The organism is Vibrio sp. 2433-A1, from assembly GCF_056726085.1.
On record NZ_JBRESC010000001.1, the window covers coordinates 175,266 to 197,027 of the forward strand.

The window sequence follows — 21,762 nt, forward strand, 5'->3', positions numbered from 1 at the left end:
TGCTCACAGCAGTCATTAAAATTAAGGGCTTCCAATTGGAAGCCCTTTTTATTCATCTCTAGAGAGTATCAGTCAAATTCAGAGAGCGAGTTACAATAACTTGTTTAACTTTTCGCCAAACAACTCCAATCGCCAACTTTGCATCACATCTGGAAGCTTTGCAGGGTCGCGGTCTTTCTTCCATACCCAACTCATTAGCTGATTCAGTTGCTTCTTAGAAGCTAAAAACTCAGTCGCTAAACCGCTCGCAGAAGACGCGCGTTTCACTTCATCTTTGAGCACTTTGAACTTCTGCTTATAACCAGGCATATCCATAAGGCGCTCTATCTTCTCTGGATACTCTTCTACAGGCGTCATCCTTGCTTGTTTTACGATAGAGATTATGCGTGCGCTGTGACGCTGTACAGAGCGAGGATCCATGCCCTCTTGTTCCATACGGTTACGATTCTGAATACCTAGCTTAGCGATGGTGAGAAGGTCATTTTCTTTAAACACAAAATTCAGCGCTAAGTCTCGACGCAATGCTTCTTTGAGTCGCCAAGTGGCCAACGGTTTGAGGATCGCAAGTTCACTCGGCTTAAGCTGCCAAGCACCTTTAACATCAAGGTAGGCCATCTCATGATTGACTGTTTTGATGCGCTTTGATGCCGCAAGGTCGCTCTCTTGTTGTGCAGCTTCCCACCACCCTGCTTGAGTGATCTTTTCAAATAACTGTTCATACAGAGGCTTTAAGTAGTACACATCGGCTGCGGCATACTCTAGCTGCTTGTCTGAAAGCGGTCTTGCGAGCCAATCGGTACGTGACTCACTTTTATCCAATTCGACGCCTAAGTAATTTTCCACTAGTGCAGCGAAGCCCGTAGACAAACCGTGACCAAGGAATGCCGCCATCAATTGAGTATCAACCATTGGGTATGGTAAGCAACCAAAGCTATTGTGGAACACTTCTAAATCTTCACCACAAGCATGCAGTACTTTAAGAACTGAGGTGTCTTTAAGCAGCTCAACGAACGCCGTCATATCTTCAATAACAGTCGGGTCGATCAATGATAATTTGTCACCATCGTAAAGCTGAATTAAGCCAAGTTGCGGATAGTATGTTCGTGTACGGACAAACTCCGTATCGAGCATCACGACATCCACATTACGTGCGCTTTGACACACCTCTTCCAATTGCGATGATTGGGTAATAATTTGATAGTTCACTAACTTCTCACTGTGAGCGGTTGTAGGCGGCCATAAAAAATGCCGACAAGTCATTGTCGGCATTCTATCATTATTCAATTATCGTTGCTTAGGTAACTCTATTGTTCCGGCTTCGATTTCGCGAGGTTAGCGTCATTTTCTTCACGAAGCACACGGCGAAGGATCTTACCTACGTTGGTCTTCGGCAGTTCATCTTTGAACTCAACCAATTTCGGTACCTTATAACCTGTTAGGTGCTGACGACAGTGAGCGATGATTTCGTCTTTCGTTACGCTTGGGTCACGCTTAACAACGTAAATCTTCACAAGCTCACCAGACACTTCGTGAGGCTGACCAATCGCCGCCACTTCTAGCACTTTACCGTGCAGTGCTACCACGTCTTCGATTTCATTCGGGTAAACGTTAAAGCCAGACACAAGAATCATATCTTTCTTACGATCGACAATATGGATCAAGCCTTCATCATCAAACTTAACGATGTCACCCGTAGATAACCAACCTTCCGCGTTAATCACTTCTTTCGTTGCTTCTGGGCGTTGCCAGTAACCTTGCATCACCTGAGGACCACGCACTTGTAGCTCACCGACCTCTGTATTTGGTACAGGGTTGCCTTCATCATCCACAATGCGAACTTCTGTTGAAGGTACAGGTAGACCAATCGCGCCAGTATAGTCAGTGAGATCGTATGGGTTACCCGTTACAAGTGGCGAACACTCAGTTAGACCATAACCTTCTAATAGGTGGATACCTGTCGTTTTCTTCCACTGGTCAGCAACAGCTCGTTGAACCGCCATACCCCCACCCACTGCAAGCTTAAGATTATTAAAGTTAAGCTCATGGAAATCTTCGTTGTTCACAAGCGCATTAAACAGTGTGTTTACACCGGTAATCGCTGTGAATGAGTATTTCTGCAGCTCTTTGATAAAGCCCGGAATATCACGCGGGTTGGTAATCAGTAGGTTTTGACCACCCATTTCCACAAACAGTAGACAGTTCACCGTCAGTGCGAATACGTGATACAGCGGTAATGCAGTAACGACTAGCTCACGACCTTCAGACAGAACAGGACCGTAAGCCCCTTTCGCCTGCATCACGTTAGCAATCATATTGCGATGAGTTAGGATCGCCCCTTTCGCCACACCTGTTGTACCACCAGTGTATTGTAAGAACGCAATATCATCACCAGACATAAATGGCTTCACGTACTGTAGGCGACGACCTTTGTGCAACGCTTTACGCATTGAGATAGCGCCAGGAAGGTCATACTTAGGCACCATACCTTTTACGTACTTCACCACGAAGTCAACAACAGTGCCCTTCGCGCGCGGTAACATTTGACCAAGACTGGTCAGGATTACATGTTTAACTGGTGTATTCTCTACAACTTGCTCTAGTGTATTGGCAAAGTTAGAGACAATAACAATCGCTTTTGCGCCTGAATCGTTTAGCTGGTGCTCTAGTTCACGTGGCGTATAAAGCGGGTTTACGTTTACCGCGATAAGACCAGCGCGAAGAACACCGAATAGCGCAACCGGATATTGCAGTAAGTTCGGCATCATTAGCGCAACGCGATCGCCTTTTTGCAGCTTAAGGTCATTTTGCAGGTAAGCGGCAAAAGCACGGCTACGCTCTTCCAGTTTGCGGAAAGTCATTACCGAGCCCATGTTCATAAATGCAGGCTGGTCAGCGAACTTTTGCACGGACTGTTCAAACATTTCCACCAAAGATGGGTATTGGTCTGGGTTGATATGCTCAGGCACATCAGTTGGATAACGTGATAACCAAGGTTTATCCACGGTAAAACTCCTCGAAATTAACTGGCTGTCATCGGAAAGACGCTTATTTTCAATGTCGACTATTACAGCACAGGCGCAGCGCTTGAGCACGAAACACTCAAACACTTGTTTAAATTTTGTTAACTAAGCCAAAAATTAGGTTAACGACTCTAGAAGGGGCTTGCAGATGACAATGATGACCGCCTTCGATCATCTCAATATGAGTGGAGTCTGAAGCATCATGTTGAAAAGACTGCAAATAAGAAAAGCCTTGCTCTCCTAAGATGATGAGTTGCGGACAACGAATATGTTGACGAAACACATCAGCATGCTGTTGCGACATGCGGTAGAGCGACTGACTTTGCAAGTTAACGTCGTGTCTCCATTCACAACCTGAATTAGTCTGAACGAGGCCACGCTCTACGATAGGTGCAATCAGTGAAGCGTCTATCTGATTCACTTTTGCGCGTCTGTCTATTGCTTCTTGCACAGATTGCATTGCACGAGTCGGCTTTCTTCGGATTCTCTGGCGACTCATCACCCCCTCTCTTAAACGAGAGACGGTATTTTGAGGTTCTTCTGCCAAAGGACCATACCCTTCTATCTGAACCAATCCGCTGACTTGTTCAGGAAAGGCGGCACTATAACAACTTGCAATCAAAGCACCAAGAGAATGACCTACTAACACCAGTCTGTTTGGCGATAAGTTAGCCAAAAACTGGTAAAGATCGTCTATATAGTCGTGAAAAGGGTAAAAATTGTTGCCATTTTTGGCACTGGAAAGGCCGTGACCTGGTAAATCGATTGCGCAAAGATGAAGAGCCGGCGCTTGGCTATGTAATGCGTCCATTACTGTTTCGAAACTGGCTGCGTTATCTAGCCAACCATGAATAAAAACGACCGTGAGTTCGGCCGTTTCTGCCTGTCCATATTCGATGGCCGCGATATGTCCATTGGCAATATCACGGCGAGTTTCATTTCGCATCACTTCACTTCTTGGATTACTTTTCCTTGGCGAGTGCCATAGCGTGCGTCACGACAATAAAGCCCACGACAAGGATATAAATAGCTATCAAAGTCATGAATAATCACGCGTTCTTCGACCCGCCAAAGGTGATAGGCTCTAGCGTTCATCACAGGAAAGTCATATTGGAACTCACCAACTTTGCCCTCTTCACGGCCATTGCTATCACCGATTAATGAGATCAGGCGACCTTGCGATAAGGTCATAGGGTCGGCAAAGCCATCAATATACGCGACAAATCGGCCTTGAGGCTCCTGACTGATATCCGGTTTACCCGAAGTACTAATCGGTAGATTCACCACTTCAATACGGGTTTTATCTTTAAGATTCTGAACATCAGCAATTAAGCCACCAAGCCTCAATTCATTTTTCCCATCGCTATTGGATTGCCAAAGTTGATAATCAGTAATGATATTAGGATTGTCGGATTGAAGGTTGTCAGGAAGAGAACTACACGCTGAGAGAAAAGCAGCGCTGATGATGACAAGTAACCATCGAGAGATACGTGGGATCATAAGACTTTGAATACCTTAGGGCTAGATATAGATATCGACACCGATCATTTGTGATAGTTCATCTCGCTTCGCCTGAGTCATCACGTTCATATACTCTTGCATCGCCTGACGTCCGCGCCCTTCAGGTAAGTCGTACTGGACTTGCGCTTTATGTATATCTGATTCGTTGACATGACGGATAGAATGGGCAACAGCATTGGCCACCTTGGTTGGTTGTCCAACCGAGGTTTTAGCTTCAGATTTGTTAACGTCATTCTTCTTACCGGCCTTATTGGTACGATTTGGGCCGGGTAACGAAGGAGGCAATCCATTAATTGAAACCATACTATCCGTTCATATTGCGATCTAATGATCTGAGTTATTCTCTACCAGGTAGCTTTTTCCAAGCAACGGTATCTCGTAGATAAACTGGGCTCGCGTCTTCAGCATCAACCGTATTGCTTTTCGCTAGTTCGAACTTTGCCAATTGGACAATATCTTCCGCATCCGGGAACAAGACAGTGCTCTTTTCAGTCGCAAACTTGATACCTTCAAGCTGCTCGCTGTACGCATCCCACCCCGTACCTGCAGTGAACCATGTCGACTCATCAGCTTGGCTGTTGTCTGCCGCAGTTTGCGGTGGTGTCACACACTCCGCATCGGTTTGCGTCCAAGTGCCATCTTCTTGACGGGTAAAACGGCCCCAGTAAACTTCGCTCATACGCGCATCAATCGCACACGCGACTTGGCTTTCACCATGCTGGCGGTAAACACCTTGTGCCATTGCTTCCAGTGTAGAAATACCAATCATAGGCAGATCTGCACCGAATGCTAAACCTTGTGCAATACCAATGCCAATGCGAACACCAGTAAAGCTACCCGGTCCTCGACCAAAAGCCAAAGCATCCAGATCAGCCAGCGTTAAACCCGCTTCTTTTAGTACCTCATCTACCATTGGCAATACTTTTTTCGTGTGGTCACGCGGTGCTACTTCACTGCGAACATAAACTTTTTCATCCACTAATAGAGCAACAGAACAGTTTTCGGTTGCTGTATCGAGAGCAAGAATCTTAGTACTCATTGATATCTCAAATTATCGTTTTGTTTAAATATTTACTTGTTCAAGAAAGTCTCGTACCACTCCGAGATCTCGGGTACGTGGTATTGGCGGCAAGCTCGATAAAAAGACACCGCCATACTCACGGGTCACTAAGCGATTATCACAGATAATCAAAGCGCCCTTATCGTTCTTATCTCGAATTAATCGTCCTACGCCCTGCTTTAAGGTAATCACCGCATCAGGAATTTGTACCTGAGCAAAAGGATCGCCACCTTTTAGTTGGCAATCTTCGATGCGGGCCTTGAGTAGCGGGTCGTCTGGTGCAGTAAAAGGCAATTTGTCGATGATAACACAGCTAAGCGCATCACCTCTAACGTCAATCCCTTCCCAAAATGCACCTGTCGCGACTAACAAGGCGTTGCCCAGTTCCATAAACTCAGCAAGGGTTTTCTGTTTACTGGTTTCCCCTTGAAGCAAAACCGGTACAGACAACCTTTCACGAAAACGCTCGCCGAGCTCTTTCATCATGCTGTGCGAAGTACACAAAAAGAAACATCGCCCTTGGTTTAGTTCAATCACCGGAGTCAGCATGTTAACTAACTTGTCTGCCATCCCGGGGCTATTCGGCTCTGGTAAGTATCGCGGTACACAGAGTTTCGCCTGAGTCTGATAGTCAAACGGGCTAGGCAAGGACATTTGTGCTTGCGGCTTCAAGCCTAAGCGCGACGTAAAATGGCCAAAATCATCATTTACCGCAAGAGTCGCAGAGGTAAAAATCCAAGCCCCTTGCTTAAGCTCGATCTGCTCATGAAACTTATCAGCAACCGATAGTGGGGTAATATGCAGGCTGAAGTGGCGAGGCGTGGTGTCGTACCAATAGGAATACCCAGTGATAGAGACGTCACACACCCGCTCTAAGCGCGCCTTAATGGTGTTTGCTCGTTCAAACGCACTGTCTAGTAGCTGGCTTCGTCCTAGTGCAAGCTTTAAAACCTCAATAACAAAATCCAAGGTATCTTCAAGTCGACGAAGCTCACGACCAATTGAAGGAGAGGTAATCGCTTCACGCCAGTTGCCGCGAAAACCAGGTTCACCAAGCACGATACGTAAATCCATCGCTGTCTGATAAAGCTTTTCACCTGCTTTTTGTAGCTGGCGCATATCTTTCGCTTCGGTGCGATAGGCGATTTCAATATCCTTGCTCAGTTCTTGTATTTGCCGACTAGAGAGCGACTGTCCAAAGTAGTGGCTAGCGATATCTGGTAGCTGATGGGCTTCATCGAAAATAAACACCTCAGCTTCGGGAATCAGCTCACCAAATCCTGTTTCTTTAATCGCTAAGTCAGCTAAAAACAGGTGATGGTTGACCACCACTACATCGGCATCTAGCGCCTTCTTACGTGCTTTCAACACAAAGCAATCTTGATAACTTGGGCACTCTTTGCCTAAACAGTTATCGTTGGTCGAAGTGATGGTTGGAATAACCGGACTATCTTCGGCAATCTCATCACAATCGCCCAAATCGCCACTCTTGGTTTCGGATGCCCAGCTTCTAACTTTAACCAATTGGGTCAGTAACGTCGGGTCAGCGCTTTGAGTGTGACTTTCAACCATTTGTCGACTTAGTCGGTCTAGACATAAATAGTTCGCTCGCCCTTTTAGTAACGCCACCTGACCATAAAAGCCCAACGCGTTCGTCATTAAAGGCAAGTCACGATGGAAAAGCTGCTCTTGGAGGTTTTTCGATCCGGTACTGATAATGGTTTTCTTACCACTGAGCAACGCAGGTACAAGATAAGCGAAAGTTTTGCCTGTCCCCGTTCCCGCTTCTACCACGATCTGACTTTGCGCTTTAATGGCTTGGCTGACGGCTTCTGCCATATCGAGCTGCGCCTGACGAGGTTGGAACCCTGGTATAGCTTTACCTAAGGCTCCTTCAGAAGAGAAGGTTTTTGAAATCATTAACTAGCAAAAGGGTTGACGAAAAGAAGAGTGATTATGGCAGTTTTCATAAAAAGGCGCGAATGAGTTTTCGCGCCGAATAGAAATTTAACTAGCGTTTGGTGAGGTAACGGTTCAACCAAGCGGGTCCATTAAAGCCCTCTGAATCATCGGAATTTAGGGCTTTCGCTGCTTCGCTAGGAGACGCACGGTTTTCCCACATTGTATCTAACATTTCTTCATCTAGCTCTTTACCACCAGACAACGCGCTCACACGTTCAGAATACAATTTACGAGCTAAGAGTTCTTTATCCATAAATACCACCTAAAGACACACGAAAGAAAGGAAATCTCGAACAAATAATTCGAGCCAAACGGTTAACTCAGATTAATTGTTGAAACCAATTCGATATTAGTTTAATTGTAGCTGTATTATTGCGGGTTAGTTCACCGTTCGAACGCCCGTAAAAATTTTACAAAACAAAAAAAATAAAGCACGGAAGTTTGAACCTAATGGAAAAGAAAACACTGCTAACACATTGTACTGATGCCCCTGGTCTCATTTCAAAGATCACGAATATCTGTTACAAGCACCAACTGAATATCATCCACAATAACGAGTTCGTCGATAATACTAGCGCCCATTTTTTCATGCGTACCGAGCTTGAAGGCTACTTTAACGATGAAACCTTGCTTGCGGACCTTGATCAGGCACTGCCTCAAGGTGCTAAACGTAAACTGATCGGGTCTAACCGCAAGCGTATTGTGGTATTAGTCACTAAAGAGGCACACTGTCTCGGTGACATTCTGATGAAGAATTACGACGGAAGCTTAGATGTCGAAATTGCAGCGGTTGTCGGTAACTACGATACGCTACAAAGCCTGACAGAAAGATTCGACATTCCTTATCACCATGTTTCTCATGAAGGGTTGAATCGCGAAGAGCATGAGAAAGAGATGCTCAAAGTGATCGACCAATATCAAGCGGATTACTTGGTACTCGCTAAATACATGCGCGTACTAACGCCATCGTTCGTCGAAAAGTACAACCATAAGATCATCAACATCCACCACAGTTTCCTACCGGCATTTATTGGCGCGAAACCTTACCAACAAGCGTATGAGCGTGGTGTGAAGATCATCGGTGCAACCGCACACTTTGTCACCAACGACCTTGATGAAGGCCCAATCATCAAGCAAGACGTTATTCCAGTAGATCATAACTTCAACGCTCAGGATATGGCGCAAGCAGGCCGAGATGTTGAGAAAAATGTGTTAAGTAAAGCCCTAAACAAAGTCCTCAATGACCACGTGTTTGTTTACGGCAATAAAACCGTGATTCTGTAATCTACTCTGAGATGAAAAAAGGCTTCCGATCTGGAAGCCTTTTTTGTTTTACAATTTCGCGGCGAGTTCTACGCCCTGTTTGATGGCCCTTACCGCGTCTAGTTCACCAGCGTAATCGGCGCCACCAATTATATGGAGCTTGTCTCCAAGTAAATGCCATTGGTTTTCAAATGGACGCACAGACTCTTGACCGGCACAGATCACGACCGTATCTGCTTCTAGTAGCTGCGCTTTTTCATCAACACTGATGTGAAGCCCTTGCTCATCAATCTTATCGTAGCTAACCCCACCTAACAGATTCACACCACGCTTTTCCAATGTGCGTTTGTGGATCCAACCGGTTGTCTTACCCGGACCTTTACCAACGCGCCCCTTGCGACGCTGTAGAACCCAAACCGTTCTTTCACTCATTGAATCTGGATAAGGAAATAGGCCACCCGGATGGGCCATCTCTTTATCGATGCCCCACTCATGCAGCCAGTCGTCAAGGCTGTGGCCATTCGGTTCTGTCAGCATGGTCGCCACGTCAACACCGATACCACCAGCACCAACAATCGCTACTTTATTTCCCGTAAAAGTCTTCTCTTTAATCAAAGTTTGGTAATCAACCACTTTTTCTGGTGTGTCTATACCTTCGATATTGACCTTGCGTGGCTCAACACCAGAAGCCATTACCACTTCGTCGTATTCAGTCAGCAGGTCATAATTTGCTTCTGTGTCTAGGTGAAGCTTAACGCCCGTTTCATCAATACGATTAGCGAAGTAACGAATTGTCTCGCGGAACTCCTCTTTACCCGGGATCTGCATCGCTAGGCGGAACTGGCCGCCAATGCGATCGTTGCGTTCAAACAGATCCACATTATGTCCCCGCTCAGCGAGTGTTGTTGCGCAAGAAAGACCAGCCGGCCCAGCCCCCACAACTGCTATATTCTTTTTGCTCTCGGCAGGTTTAATGACCAATTCGGTTTCACGACAAGCTAATGGGTTAACCAGACACCCTGCGCGTTTACCTTTAAACACATTGTCCAAGCACGCTTGGTTACAGCCGATACAGGTATTGATCATTTGTGACTGGTTTTGCTCAGCTTTAATCACGAAATGCGGATCGGCAAGGAAAGGACGCGCCATGGAAACCATATCGGCTTGACCGCTCGCTAGAATCTTTTCAGCTTCTTCCGGAGTATTGATTCGGTTACAGGTGATAATCGGCACTGACACATGAGGACGCACTTTTTCCGTCACCCATGTAAATGCGCTACGAGGTACCTGAGTGGCAATTGTTGGGATACGTGCCTCATGCCAACCAATACCGGTATTAATAATGGTCACGCCCGCTTTTTCTAGCTCTTTAGCCAGCATAATCACTTCGTCAAACGTGCTGCCCTCTTCAACAAGGTCAAGCATAGATAAACGGAAGATTATGATGAACTCTTCACCCGCTGCTTTGCGAATCGCTTTCACCACTTCAAGCGGGAATCGAATGCGATTTTCATAACTGCCGCCCCATTCATCGTAACGCATGTTGGTACGTTTACAGATAAACTGGTTCAGCAAATAACCTTCAGAGCCCATAACTTCTACACCATCGTAGCCCGCTTCTTTTGCCAACGCAGCACTATTAGCAAAAGCATTAATGGTATTGTTGATTTGGCGGTTGCTCATTTCACTGGGTGCAAACTTTGCGATTGGCGCCTTGATCGATGATGCACTCTGAGAGAAAGGGTGCATTGCATAGCGACCCGCGTGTAAAAGCTGCAGCGCAATCTTACCGCCTTGTTTGTGGACGGCTTCTGTCACGACTTTATGCGCTTTAGCATGTTTGGTCTTACTAAATTCCGCACTGAAAGGATGCAGTCGGCCACGCAAATTCGGAGAGAAACCACCTGTTACAATCAGGCCTACACCGCCTTTTGCTCGTTCTTCATAGAACGCCGCAAGTTTGCCAAGACCTTCTTTGTGTTCTTCAAGGCCAGTATGCATTGAGCCCATGAGTACTCGGTTTCTTAGCTGGGTAAACCCGAGATCCAATGGCTTAAGTAGGTTTGGGTACATGGTAGACATCACTTTACTCTTTATTATTGTGGTCTGACCAGAGTAAGTACTCTTAACTCAAAAATCAAACAAGTGTTTACATTTTTGTAACACCGATCAATCTTGCGGTTGTTTGAGTATACTAGTTTAAGTAGGATGTAACTTATTCAAGTTTATAAGGTCTTACAGCGAATAAGCCTTAAACTGCGCACGTCGCAGCGGAGATAAAATGAAAACAGTATTTAAATTTATTGGCATGTTCTTTAAGGGGGTTTGGAAACTCATCACCTTTATTCGTCTTGCTCTCGTCAACCTAATCTTTCTAGCAAGTATAGGCGCTATCTACTTTCTCTATACAACGGCAGATACCCCTGCCCCGGTAGCAACTAAAGAGTCGGCATTAGTCGTTAATATTTCGGGACCTATTGTTGAGCAATCAACATACGTTAACCCAATGGATTCATTAACGGGTTCATTCTTTGGCCGAGATTTACCGAAAGAAAATGTCCTATTCGATATCGTCGACACCATTCGCCACGCGAAAGATGACCAAAATGTCAGTGGTTTAGTGTTGGCGCTACGTGATATGCCAGAAACCAACCTGACTAAGCTGAGATACATAGCCAAAGCACTTAATGAATTTAAAGCGTCTGGCAAACCTATCTACGCTGTTGGGGACATGTACAATCAGAGCCAATACTACCTGGCTAGTTACGCTGATAAAATTTACTTGGCACCAGACGGTGCAGTAATGCTGAAAGGCTACAGTGCTTATTCGCTTTACTACAAAACCCTACTTGAGAAGCTTGATGTCAATACGCATGTTTTCCGCGTAGGTACTTACAAATCGGCGATTGAACCATTTATCCGCGACGGTATGTCAGATCCAGCTAAAGAGTCAGCTTCTCGCTGGTTAGGCCAACTTTGGGGCGCATACATTGATGATGTCGCATCAAACCGTCAGCTAGAGCCTAAGCTGCTCACACCGGATATGGATACCTTCCTTGAGCTACTTAAGAAAAATAATGGCGATTTAGCCGCTCTTTCATTAAATGAGGGTCTTGTTGACCAACTAGCAACCCGTCAGCAGGTTCGTAAAGATCTTATCAAAGTGTTCGGTAGCAATGGTGAAGACAGCTATAACCATATCGGTTTCTACGAATACCAAGCAACGATGACGCCTAAATTCGACTCAGCTCAAGACGACATCGCTATCGTTGTTGCTAGCGGTGCAATTATGGACGGCGCTCAACCTCGCGGCACAGTCGGTGGTGATACAACCGCTGCTCTACTGCGCCAAGCTCGCAATGACGATAAAGTCAAAGCGGTAGTTCTTCGCGTCGATAGCCCTGGTGGTAGCGCGTTTGCTTCAGAAGTGATTCGCAACGAGATTGAAGCACTCAAAGAAGCGGGCAAGCCTGTTGTGGCTTCAATGTCTAGCCTAGCGGCGTCTGGTGGTTACTGGATTTCGATGAGTGCTGACCGCATTGTTGCTCAGCCGACAACCTTAACTGGTTCAATCGGCATCTTCAGTGTGATGACCACTTTTGAAAAAGGTTTAAACAACCTAGGTATCTATACCGATGGCGTCGGCACTTCTCCGTTTTCAGATGTGGGTGTGACGACTGGATTGTCAGATGGCGCGTCACAAGCGTTCCAAATGGGTATTGAACACGGCTATAACCGCTTTATTGGTCTAGTTAGCCAATCGCGTGGTATTCCACTAAATAATGTCGACGAGGTGGCCCAAGGCCGTGTTTGGACCGGCCAAGACGCACTAGGATTTGGCCTGATAGATAAGATTGGCGATTTTGATGACGCGGTAAAACTGGCAGCAGAGCTTGCCAAAGTTGAGCAATACAATATCTACTGGGTTGAAGAACCATTGTCGCCAGCACAACAGTTTATCCAAGACTTTATGAACCAAGTCAAAGTGAACTTAGGTTTCGATGCAACGGCTTTATTGCCTCAAGCTCTGCAGCCTATGGCGGCTCAAGTCATCCAAGACGCCAATATGCTGCAAAGCTTTAACGATCCTAAAGGTCAATATGCATTTTGTTTAAACTGCCAAGTTCAATAGTTACGCCATTATTCACTAGCAAAGCGTAGGGTTACAATACAACGCTCCAAACGCTGCTAATTTAGGGGTATTCCTGTGCGGAATGCCCCTTTTTATTGGCTAAGATTAATATATAATCCCACGCTCTGTTCCCCCTACGCTTAACTGGTTTCAAAGCAATGGCTAGAAAACATATTTATATCGCCTACACTGGCGGCACCATTGGAATGCAAAAATCCCATGACCACGGTTATGTCCCAGTCGCTGGTTTTATGGAAAAGCAACTTGCAAGCATGCCAGAGTTTCACCGCCCAGAAATGCCAGAATTTACCATTCACGAATACGACCCTCTGATCGACTCTTCTGATATGACGCCGGCAGATTGGCAACAGATCGCCGACGACATTCGTGATAACTATGACAAGTATGACGGTTTCGTTATTCTGCATGGTACGGACACCATGGCATATACCGCATCTGCGTTGTCATTTATGCTCGAGAATCTGGGTAAACCTGTAATTGTAACCGGCTCACAGATCCCTCTGGCCGAGCTTCGTTCTGACGGCCAAGCAAACTTACTCAATGCGCTGCACATTGCGGCTAACTACCCAATCAATGAAGTGACGCTATTCTTCAACAACAAGTTGATGCGCGGTAACCGTAGCACTAAGTCTCATGCAGATGGCTTTAATGCCTTCACCTCTCCAAACTTACCACCTCTGCTTGAAGCAGGTATCAACATTCAAATCAGCAGCGATATTGAAGTGGGTAAAGTGCCTGAAGGTGAGTTTAAGGTTCACGATATTACGCCGCAGCCAATTGGCGTTATTACCATGTACCCGGGCATCTCGCATGAAGTGATTCGCAATACATTACTACAGCCTGTTAATGCAATGATTCTGCTAACGTTTGGCGTAGGTAACGCACCACAAAACCCTGAACTTCTCGGTCATTTAAAAGATGCCTCAGAGCGCGGTGTGCTTGTTGTAAACCTTACTCAATGTCTAGCAGGTAAAGTGAACATGGGCGGTTACGCGACGGGTTGTGCTCTTGCGGAAGCTGGTGTAATTAGTGGCTACGATATGACCCCTGAAGCCGCACTAGCAAAACTTCACTTTTTACTAAGCCAAGGCTTAAGCTACGAACAAGTAAAAGTGAAAATGCAGCAAGTTCTGCGCGGTGAGATGAGTATCTAAACAACACTCGTTCTAATAAACAAAGCCGACGTAAGGTCGGCTTTTTAGTGTAAGTAAGATAATAAAAAGGCGACTCAGTGAGTCGCCTTTCTCTATTCAGTTTTCAACCAATCGAATCTTGCGATTAACCGATGTGCGTTGCGCCAGCCATGTACTTCTGAAGTACTGCTGGGATTGCGATACGACCATCAGCTTCTTGGTTGTTCTCTAGGATTGCAACCATAGTACGGCCAACCGCTAGACCAGAACCGTTTAACGTGTGTACTAGCTCTGGCTTCTTCTCGCCTTTACGACGGAAACGAGCTTGCATACGACGTGCTTGGAAGTCCCACATATTTGAACAAGATGAGATTTCACGGTAAGTCTCTTGTGCTGGAACCCATACTTCTAGGTCGTAAGTCTTGCGAGCACCGAAGCCCATGTCACCAGTACATAGAACAACTTTACGGTAAGGCAGCTCTAGAAGCTGAAGAACTTTCTCAGCGTGGCCAGTTAGCTCTTCTAGTGCATCCATTGAATCTTCTGGGCGAGTAATCTGAACTAGCTCAACTTTGTCAAACTGGTGCATACGGATTAGACCACGAGTGTCGCGACCGTAAGAACCCGCTTCAGAACGGAAACATGGCGTATGAGCTGTCATCTTCAGTGGTAGATCAGCCTCGTCAGAAATCGTGTCACGAACTATGTTCGTTACCGGTACTTCTGCCGTTGGGATCAGAGACAGTTTACGCGGCTCTTCGTCGTTCACTTTCTCTTCTAATGGTTCAGTATGGAACAAGTCTTTACCAAATTTTGGTAGCTGACCAGTACCGAATAGGCTATCTGAGTTCACTAGGTACGGTACGTACATTTCTGAGTAGCCGTGCTCTTCAGTGTGAAGGTCTAGCATGAACTGAGCAATCGCACGGTGTAGACGAGCGAATTGACCTTTCATCACGATGAAACGTGCGCCGGTGATCTTAGTTGCGCTCGCGAAATCAAGACCGCCACCCATTTCACCTAGATCAACGTGATCTTTAAGTTCGAAGTCGTAAGTTTTTGGCTCACCCCAACGAGAAATCTCTACGTTGTCATCTTCGTCTTTACCGTCTGGCACATCATCAGCTGGTAGGTTTGGAACAGATAGCGTGATCTCTTCAAGTTGTGCCATTACTGCATCAAGTTCAACCTTTTTAGCATCAAGATCGCTACCTAGAGTACCGATTTGTTTCTTGATCTCTTCAGCGCCTTCTTTGTCACCAGCCGCCATTTTTTGGCCGATCTGCTTAGAGATGGAGTTACGAGTGGATTGTAAATTTTCAACTTCAACTTGAATTGACTTACGTTGCTCTTCAAGTGTACGGATTGTCTCTACGTCTAGCTTAAAGCCACGACGTGCTAGTTTTGCAGCTGTTTCGTCCAGCTCTGTACGAAGTAATTTAGAATCCAGCATTGTTAATCCTATGCTTTTTTAGTTGTGAAATTGCGCTCGAACATCTTGCTCAAACGCTAATAAATAGTTCCCAAAATAATTGGAGTTGCAGCGAGGCAACAAACCAATTCAGCCCTATGAGCATAGAAGCTCTATGTGATTAGGGGGAATTGGTGCAGTTAACAAAACTGCGGCTTCAAGTATGAAGGGATAATTGGATAAATGTATCTAAAATACTCGCTTATTCATAGCGCTTTTGTGGGCTTTTTGCGTCTAAACTAGCCAAGTAATCTAACTTTTCGCCAATTTTGGTTTCTAAGCCCCGATTTGTCGGTTGATAGTAGCGAGTTTCGGCCATTTCAGGTGGCAAATACTTTTCACCTGCCGCATACGCGCCAGGCTCATCATGGGCATAACGATACTCTTGACCATAGCCAAGATCTTTCATCAAAGAGGTCGGTGCATTTCGTAAATGAACAGGCACTTCATACTCAGGCAAATTATGCGCATCCCTTAACGCTTGCTTCCATGCGGTATACACAGCATTACTCTTTGGTGCACACGCTAGATAGACAATCGCTTGTGCAATTGCTCGCTCACCTTCTGCTGGACCAACACGGGTAAAGCAATCCCATGCAGAGAGCGCAACTTGCATCGCCCTAGGATCTGCATTGCCTACATCTTCTGATGCGATAGCAAGTAAACGGCGCGCGATATACAGCGGGTCACAACCAGCAGCTATCATACGTGCAGACCAATAGAGCGCCGCATCTGGGTTAGAGCCGCGAATCGACTTATGTACTGCTGAAATTAGGTCGTACCAAATATCACCCTTGTTATCAAAACGAGAGACTTTTTCACCCGCGACTTCAGCTAATAGCGGTAAGGTAATCACCTTCACACCTTGCTCATCCTCTTCGGCCATATCGTAGAGAAGTTCAAGGTAGTTCAGTGACATACGAGCATCACCATTAACTAGCTCAGACAGTCGGTCAAGGACACCTTCAGCAAACGATGCTTCAACATTGCCCAAGCCTCTTTCTTGCTCTTCAATCGCCTGTTTAAGTGCCAGACGAATATCGTGTTGAGCCAACGAGGTCAACTTGTAAACACGTGCCCGTGAGAGCAATGCGTTGTTAAGCTCGAAAGATGGGTTTTCCGTAGTAGCGCCGATGAAGGTCACCGTACCATCTTCAATGTGCGGCAAAAATGCATCTTGCTGTGATTTATTGAAGCGATGCACCTCGTCAACGAACAAGATTGTGCGTCTACCTGCTAGTTTGTTCTCGCGCGCTCTTTCAATTGCCGCGCGAATCTCTTTCACACCCGAGGTAACCGCAGAGACACGCTCTACCTCTGCATTCGCGTAATTTGCAGCAACTTCAGCTAGGGTCGTCTTTCCGGTACCTGGAGGGCCCCATAAGATCATTGAATGGATATGACCTGCTTCTAACGCACGACGCAGAGGTTTTCCTACTCCCAGAATATGCTGCTGACCGATATATTGGTCGAGCGTTTCTGGGCGCATTCTCGCGGCAAGGGGACGAAAATCTTCGTCCCCTGAAAAATCGAATGAGAAATTACTCACATTTAGTTCCTTTGGTCATCAACCTCTACACCTTCAGGAATGACAAAAGTAAAACGGTTCGCCTTTGGTTTGTTGAAGTTAATGTTGTTAAACGTAAAGTTACTTTGCTGACCATCTTGCTCGACCACACTAAAGCGATGCACAGCGCCTTGCTCATCAATATCTAGCTTGAACTGCCCTTGATTACTATCTGCTGCAGTCGGCGTCAGGGTGAAAGTATCCCCTTGCTGGTCAACCTTGTAGTTATCCCAGTCACTGGCGCGATTACGCGTTAACAATACAAAAGGCGTTTGCTCTGTTGCTTGCTCTTGCCAGTAAATACTCACTTGTTCGATAAACGGGCTGTAATACCACAGCGATTGACCGTCCGAAACCAGTACATTTTCATCAGGTGCCGTTGTCGTCCAACGGAATAAGCTCGGTCTAGCGATTTCTACTTTACCCTGTCCTTCCATCACAAGGTCACCTTCAGGGCTAATCAATTGCTGGGCGAAGTCCGCACTAAAGCCATCGTTCTTTTGTAGACGCTGGCTTAACTCATCTTTAGGCGCAGCTAAAACTGAAAAGCTCATCAAAAATAATACGGCCAATTTTTTCATTAAGTTCTACCTGATTGTTGTTTTGATCTAGTTATAACGTGCTTTAACCTTCTCTTTGACCGGAGAAGGTTAAGTTTGTTCGCTAAAGATCACTACTTTCCGCAGCACTGTTTAAACTTTTTGCCACTGTTACATGGGCAGGCATCATTACGACCAATATCTTTATATGGATTAACACTTTGAGCTTTGGCGCCAATCATCGCTTCATCGGCTGACTGTGCTACTTCTGAGATCATCAAATCAATTTGATCGAGAAAATCAGCCAAACTTGGTGGACACTCGATGCCTGACTCTATCATCTGTTGTCGGGTTTGCGCTTCGTCGATCGCCAGCATAAAGGTAGTCAACATCGCCTGTAACATGCGCAGCGTGCCATCACCGACATTTACTTCCACCCATTGCTCTTCAATGATTGGCCACAAGGTCATAAAACCTTCTGCAAAATCAGCCAACTGCTCGCCTTTAGCCTCATCTTCTAGCAGTGCTAGTAGCGAATACTCGTTGCGTTTTAAAAAGCCATATTGCTGATTAATCTGCCCTTCAATTGCCCCTTTCGCAGCGTCTGCTTGCTGCGCAAATACTGAAGGCAACCACGTTTCAGGCGCTAACGGCTTAGTAGCCAGATTGGCAGCGAGCGTCAAACCTTCAATAAAAAACGGAGATTCATTAGTAATTGAGTCTTCTAGTGTCAGTAATTGATACTTCATTATCATTTTCTAGTGTTAACCATATATTGGGCGCATTATAACCCTATGCAAGGCCTTGGGTCACTTCGAGACTTTTCTCCCTAATTCGATAGCCTCTCCTTGTAACATTTCGACTATGTTCCCGTCACAGCTAGCAATGAAAATTTCTGCCTAGCCTTTTTCTTCGCCGACACTTATTTCTCTTTGAAAAATTGAGTTCTAGGCGCATGATGAGAACAATTACATTTCCTTATATTTGTTTTATTTTTTGTAGTATTTGCAATGAAAAGCTATCGCAATAAAGGCTTCACTCTCATCGAGTTGGTTGTGGTCATTGTTATTCTCGGTGTACTTGCAGTGACCGCTGCGCCACGTTTTCTCAATTATCAGCGAGATGCTCATCTTGCGCGCGCTGACGCTGCTTTTGCCAGCTTTGAGACATCAATCCAACTGTTCCATTCTAAATGGCTAACTGAAGGTGAACCAACGGGTGTGGTCGATTACGGTAACGGCGATGTCTATCCGTCTACAACTGGATTCCCGATATCAGTCAACCAAACACCACTGGCTCCAAATGGCAATGATACGATACTTATTCGTGGTGGAGACTGCGTGTTGCTGTGGAACGCTTTAGTCGATACTGACCTTGAGATACGTTCGCAACATGACGCTCCAGGGACCGTACTTCCATCAGAAGAAGAGATTGTCAGCTGGTATACGTCAGGTAACGAGTGTTATTACTATTACACGCCAAGCTTTACCATTGAAGAAAGGTTACCGATCCTCTATTACTCTCCTCTAACAGGTGAAACTAGACAGACGACCGAAATGGCATCGAGCTCGTGACATTTCTGCCCCTAACCTCTAAAATCACGCCTCCTTAAAAAGAGGCGTTTTTTATGCGAGTAGTTTTAGGCCCGATGGAGGGCGTGTTAGACCATTTGATGAGAGAAATTCTAACGGACATCAATGACTATGATTTATGTGTCACTGAGTTTGTTCGAGTTGTCGATCAGCTATTACCTGATCATGTATTTCATCGCTTGTGTCCAGAACTACTCCAAGGTTCGCAAACTAAGTCTGGCGTTCCTGTTCACGTACAATTGCTTGGTCAAGACCCTAAATGGATGGCTGAGAATGCGATTCGCGCTGCAGAGCTAGGGGCCAAAGGCATCGACTTAAACTTTGGCTGCCCGGCTAAACTGGTCAACAAGAGCAAAGGTGGCGCAGCCCTTCTCCAACACCCAGAGCTTATCCATAACGTGGTTAAAGCCTGCCGTGAAGCAGTGCCACAGGGTACTCCTGTCACCGCAAAAATTCGTCTCGGTTGGGAAAACCCCGACGACTGTTTTGAAATTGTTGATGCTATTCAAAGCGCTGGCGCAAACGAGCTCACCGTTCATGCACGCACCAAAACGGGCGGCTATAAAGCCAGCGAAATAAAGTGGGACTACATCAATCAGATTAGACAACGCTTCTCTATCCCATTAATCGCCAATGGTGAAATCTGGAATTACCAAGACGGACAAGCCTGCATTGAGACCACCAGTGTTGACTCACTAATGGTATGCCGCGGCGCCTTTAATGTGCCAAACCTTGGCAATGTTGTGAAACATAACCATAAAGTAATGCCGTGGTCTGAAGTTGTCGAACTGTTGTTGATTTACTCGCAGTATGAAATGAAAGGCGACAAAGGCCTGTACTACCCGAACCGAGTGAAACAATGGTTCTCTTACTTACGCCAACAATACCCAGAAGCAGCAGAGTTGTTTAGAGAAATCCGCACCTTTAATAAAGCGGCACCGATTGTTGAGTACATTACTCGATATCGCAATGAGTTGGCATCAGCTTAGAATACTAGCTTATCTTTACCTGTTGTTTTAGCTTGATAAAGCTTTTCGTCTGCGGCTTTGAATAAAGAATCAAAGCCGCGCTCTTCATCCTTAGTCACAATTTCTACGCCACCAGAAATCGTAAAACCATTTACGACCGCATCAGAAGATGTTGCAACAATTGCCAGTTGAACACGCAACATACCTTTTTGCAGCAACGTCTTATCGTTACCCGTCATATAGATAACAAACTCTTCCCCACCAATACGCGCTGCCACATCACTATGCCGAATATTAAGGCTAATTTGCTCTGCTACATGAGAGATAACCATATCACCAACATCATGACCATAGGTGTCATTAATGGATTTAAAGTTGTCGATATCAAATACCGCTAACGCTATATAGTCACTATGCTGCGCTGTTTTCAAAAACGCCTTCAGTCCGCGACGATTGAACAGCCCTGTCATTGGATCTTTTGCTGCCAACTCTTTGAAATATCCATGCTCCATGCGAGTATTAATAAAAAATAGAACCGTAACTAAGAAAACGTAAATAAAAGCAACGACTGCCAAGCTATAACGTTCAAAAATTATAAAATTATGAATCTCTTTGGCTAAATCAAATTGATAAAACAGTGTGTGTGAACCTTTTGCTCCCTCTAGCTCCAGATCAAGCCTACGCATCGCATTATCAGGCAGAGAAAGATAACCAGTATCGACAAGACCTAGCTCACCCGCGACTTTCCCATGAGTGTTTAAAATCTCATCATAAGAGATATCCAGAGAAAGTATCCCTTGCAGTACTTCTCCCTGATAAACAGGCATAGTCATACTCATGACCATTGCACTACTCGTTGGCGTAGGTGCCGGTCCCGTCAACGTAATCAAGTCCCGGTTATTCGCCGTGGCTTGCCAATATGGACGCGCCTTTAATGTTGCAAGCAATTCAGCGGTAATATTTCTCGCATAAGTATCCGGTGAAGACATTAGATAGCCTTCACGGTCAATGTAGTGAATACCAAGCAAAGAGGAGTCAATATCGTGGAGAAAGGATAAAACTGGGGCGAGTGAGACCTGCCCGGATACACGTTTGTACTCTTCGCTTTCTGGCTCACATAAGCTAGCATCCCCCACCAACATGTAATTTATGTCTACGGCAGGAATTTCATGGTGTCGCCCTTCAGACAAGAGCAAGGCATCTATCGGCCACATTTGGCACAAACCATCTTTCACTTGGGTGTTGTGCTCTAACATTAAAATGTAGCTGGATTTGGAGTAGTTAGAAAAGCTGTAATCAATCGCACTGATCACTTTACTGGCACGAGATAACGCTGCGGTAATACGCTCATACTCATCATCAATATCACGATTAACCGAGTCGTAATAATTTTTACCCGTTAAAGCTAAAACTAACAGGGAAATTACCAAAGGCATTAACAATACAAATTTTACACTAAAATGCCTTTTTACCTGCATTCCACCCTCAAATAACAATAAAAGCCTATCTACCT

19 protein-coding genes are annotated in these 21,762 nt (G+C 45.5%); 5 read left to right on the forward strand and 14 right to left on the reverse strand.

Annotated features, from left to right (window positions below):
- Positions 1-90 precede the first annotated feature (90 nt).
- The 8 genes from rnd to ACU01J_RS00775 all read right to left on the reverse strand — a co-directional run bounded on the left by rnd (position 91) and on the right by ACU01J_RS00775 (position 7,816).
- Positions 91-1,206, reverse strand: coding sequence for a ribonuclease D (gene rnd / locus ACU01J_RS00740; RefSeq protein ID WP_481083990.1), 1,116 nt, complete (start codon positions 1,204-1,206; stop codon positions 91-93).
- Between the two features lie 98 nt (positions 1,207-1,304).
- Positions 1,305-3,002 carry a long-chain-fatty-acid--CoA ligase FadD gene (gene fadD / locus ACU01J_RS00745; protein WP_481083991.1) on the reverse strand — a complete coding sequence of 566 codons (1,698 nt, stop codon included), beginning with the start codon at positions 3,000-3,002 and terminating at the stop codon, positions 1,305-1,307.
- A 109-nt stretch (positions 3,003-3,111) separates the two neighbouring features.
- The gene (locus ACU01J_RS00750) at positions 3,112-3,966 is read right to left on the reverse strand and encodes an alpha/beta fold hydrolase (RefSeq protein ID WP_481083992.1); all 855 of its coding nucleotides are present in this window, start codon (positions 3,964-3,966) and stop codon (positions 3,112-3,114) included.
- A complete protein-coding gene (locus ACU01J_RS00755) occupies positions 3,966-4,520 on the reverse strand; it encodes a Slp family lipoprotein (RefSeq protein ID WP_481083993.1) in 555 nt (184 codons plus the stop codon). The genes ACU01J_RS00750 and ACU01J_RS00755 overlap by 1 nt, the downstream gene beginning before the upstream one ends.
- A 21-nt stretch (positions 4,521-4,541) precedes the next feature.
- Positions 4,542-4,844, reverse strand: coding sequence for a chromosome partitioning protein ParA (locus ACU01J_RS00760; RefSeq protein WP_481083994.1), 303 nt, complete (start codon positions 4,842-4,844; stop codon positions 4,542-4,544).
- Between the two features lie 34 nt (positions 4,845-4,878).
- Positions 4,879-5,580 carry a tRNA (adenosine(37)-N6)-threonylcarbamoyltransferase complex dimerization subunit type 1 TsaB gene (tsaB, locus tag ACU01J_RS00765; RefSeq protein ID WP_481083995.1) on the reverse strand — a complete coding sequence of 234 codons (702 nt, stop codon included), beginning with the start codon at positions 5,578-5,580 and terminating at the stop codon, positions 4,879-4,881.
- 24 nt (positions 5,581-5,604) lie between these two features.
- On the reverse strand, positions 5,605-7,521 hold the full coding sequence (yoaA, locus tag ACU01J_RS00770; RefSeq protein ID WP_481083996.1) for a DNA repair helicase YoaA: 1,917 nt from the start codon (positions 7,519-7,521) through the stop codon (positions 5,605-5,607).
- A gap of 91 nt (positions 7,522-7,612) precedes the next feature.
- Positions 7,613-7,816 carry a hypothetical protein gene (locus ACU01J_RS00775; RefSeq protein WP_134835363.1) on the reverse strand — a complete coding sequence of 68 codons (204 nt, stop codon included), beginning with the start codon at positions 7,814-7,816 and terminating at the stop codon, positions 7,613-7,615.
- Positions 7,817-8,013: 197 nt separating this feature from the next.
- Between ACU01J_RS00775 and purU the strand changes: the two genes are divergently transcribed.
- Positions 8,014-8,847, forward strand: coding sequence for a formyltetrahydrofolate deformylase (purU, locus tag ACU01J_RS00780; protein WP_481083997.1), 834 nt, complete (start codon positions 8,014-8,016; stop codon positions 8,845-8,847).
- A 48-nt stretch (positions 8,848-8,895) separates the two neighbouring features.
- Here the strand turns inward: purU and ACU01J_RS00785 are convergent, their stop codons facing one another.
- Complete coding sequence (locus ACU01J_RS00785) at positions 8,896-10,899, reverse strand: 2,4-dienoyl-CoA reductase FMN-binding domain-containing protein (RefSeq protein ID WP_481084256.1); 2,004 nt, start codon at positions 10,897-10,899, stop codon at positions 8,896-8,898.
- 208 nt (positions 10,900-11,107) lie between these two features.
- Here ACU01J_RS00785 and sppA point away from each other — a divergent pair, with 208 nt between their 5' ends.
- Complete coding sequence (gene sppA, locus ACU01J_RS00790) at positions 11,108-12,958, forward strand: signal peptide peptidase SppA (RefSeq protein ID WP_481083998.1); 1,851 nt, start codon at positions 11,108-11,110, stop codon at positions 12,956-12,958.
- A 158-nt stretch (positions 12,959-13,116) separates the two neighbouring features.
- Complete coding sequence (gene ansA, locus ACU01J_RS00795; protein WP_481083999.1) at positions 13,117-14,133, forward strand: asparaginase; 1,017 nt, start codon at positions 13,117-13,119, stop codon at positions 14,131-14,133.
- A 124-nt stretch (positions 14,134-14,257) separates the two neighbouring features.
- Here ansA and serS read toward each other — a convergent pair whose 3' ends face one another.
- From serS to ACU01J_RS00815, 4 genes are all read right to left on the reverse strand, one after another.
- A complete protein-coding gene (serS, locus tag ACU01J_RS00800) occupies positions 14,258-15,565 on the reverse strand; it encodes a serine--tRNA ligase (RefSeq protein WP_481084000.1) in 1,308 nt (435 codons plus the stop codon).
- A 220-nt stretch (positions 15,566-15,785) separates the two neighbouring features.
- Positions 15,786-17,132 carry a replication-associated recombination protein A gene (locus ACU01J_RS00805; protein ID WP_481084001.1) on the reverse strand — a complete coding sequence of 449 codons (1,347 nt, stop codon included), beginning with the start codon at positions 17,130-17,132 and terminating at the stop codon, positions 15,786-15,788.
- 2 nt (positions 17,133-17,134) lie between these two features.
- On the reverse strand, positions 17,135-17,731 hold the full coding sequence (gene lolA / locus ACU01J_RS00810; protein ID WP_481084002.1) for an outer membrane lipoprotein periplasmic chaperone LolA: 597 nt from the start codon (positions 17,729-17,731) through the stop codon (positions 17,135-17,137).
- Positions 17,732-17,823: 92 nt separating this feature from the next.
- Positions 17,824-18,438, reverse strand: coding sequence for a YecA/YgfB family protein (locus tag ACU01J_RS00815; RefSeq protein WP_481084003.1), 615 nt, complete (start codon positions 18,436-18,438; stop codon positions 17,824-17,826).
- Between the two features lie 261 nt (positions 18,439-18,699).
- Here ACU01J_RS00815 and ACU01J_RS00820 point away from each other — a divergent pair, with 261 nt between their 5' ends.
- Positions 18,700-19,263, forward strand: coding sequence for a prepilin-type N-terminal cleavage/methylation domain-containing protein (locus tag ACU01J_RS00820; RefSeq protein WP_481084004.1), 564 nt, complete (start codon positions 18,700-18,702; stop codon positions 19,261-19,263).
- Positions 19,264-19,316: 53 nt separating this feature from the next.
- Positions 19,317-20,270: a tRNA dihydrouridine(16) synthase DusC gene (dusC, locus tag ACU01J_RS00825; protein WP_481084005.1), complete on the forward strand. Its 954-nt coding sequence runs from the start codon at positions 19,317-19,319 to the stop codon at positions 20,268-20,270.
- Here dusC and ACU01J_RS00830 read toward each other — a convergent pair.
- Positions 20,267-21,727 carry a sensor domain-containing diguanylate cyclase gene (locus ACU01J_RS00830; protein WP_481084006.1) on the reverse strand — a complete coding sequence of 487 codons (1,461 nt, stop codon included), beginning with the start codon at positions 21,725-21,727 and terminating at the stop codon, positions 20,267-20,269. The two genes, dusC and ACU01J_RS00830, sit on opposite strands and share 4 nt — an antisense overlap.
- Positions 21,728-21,762 lie beyond the last annotated feature (35 nt).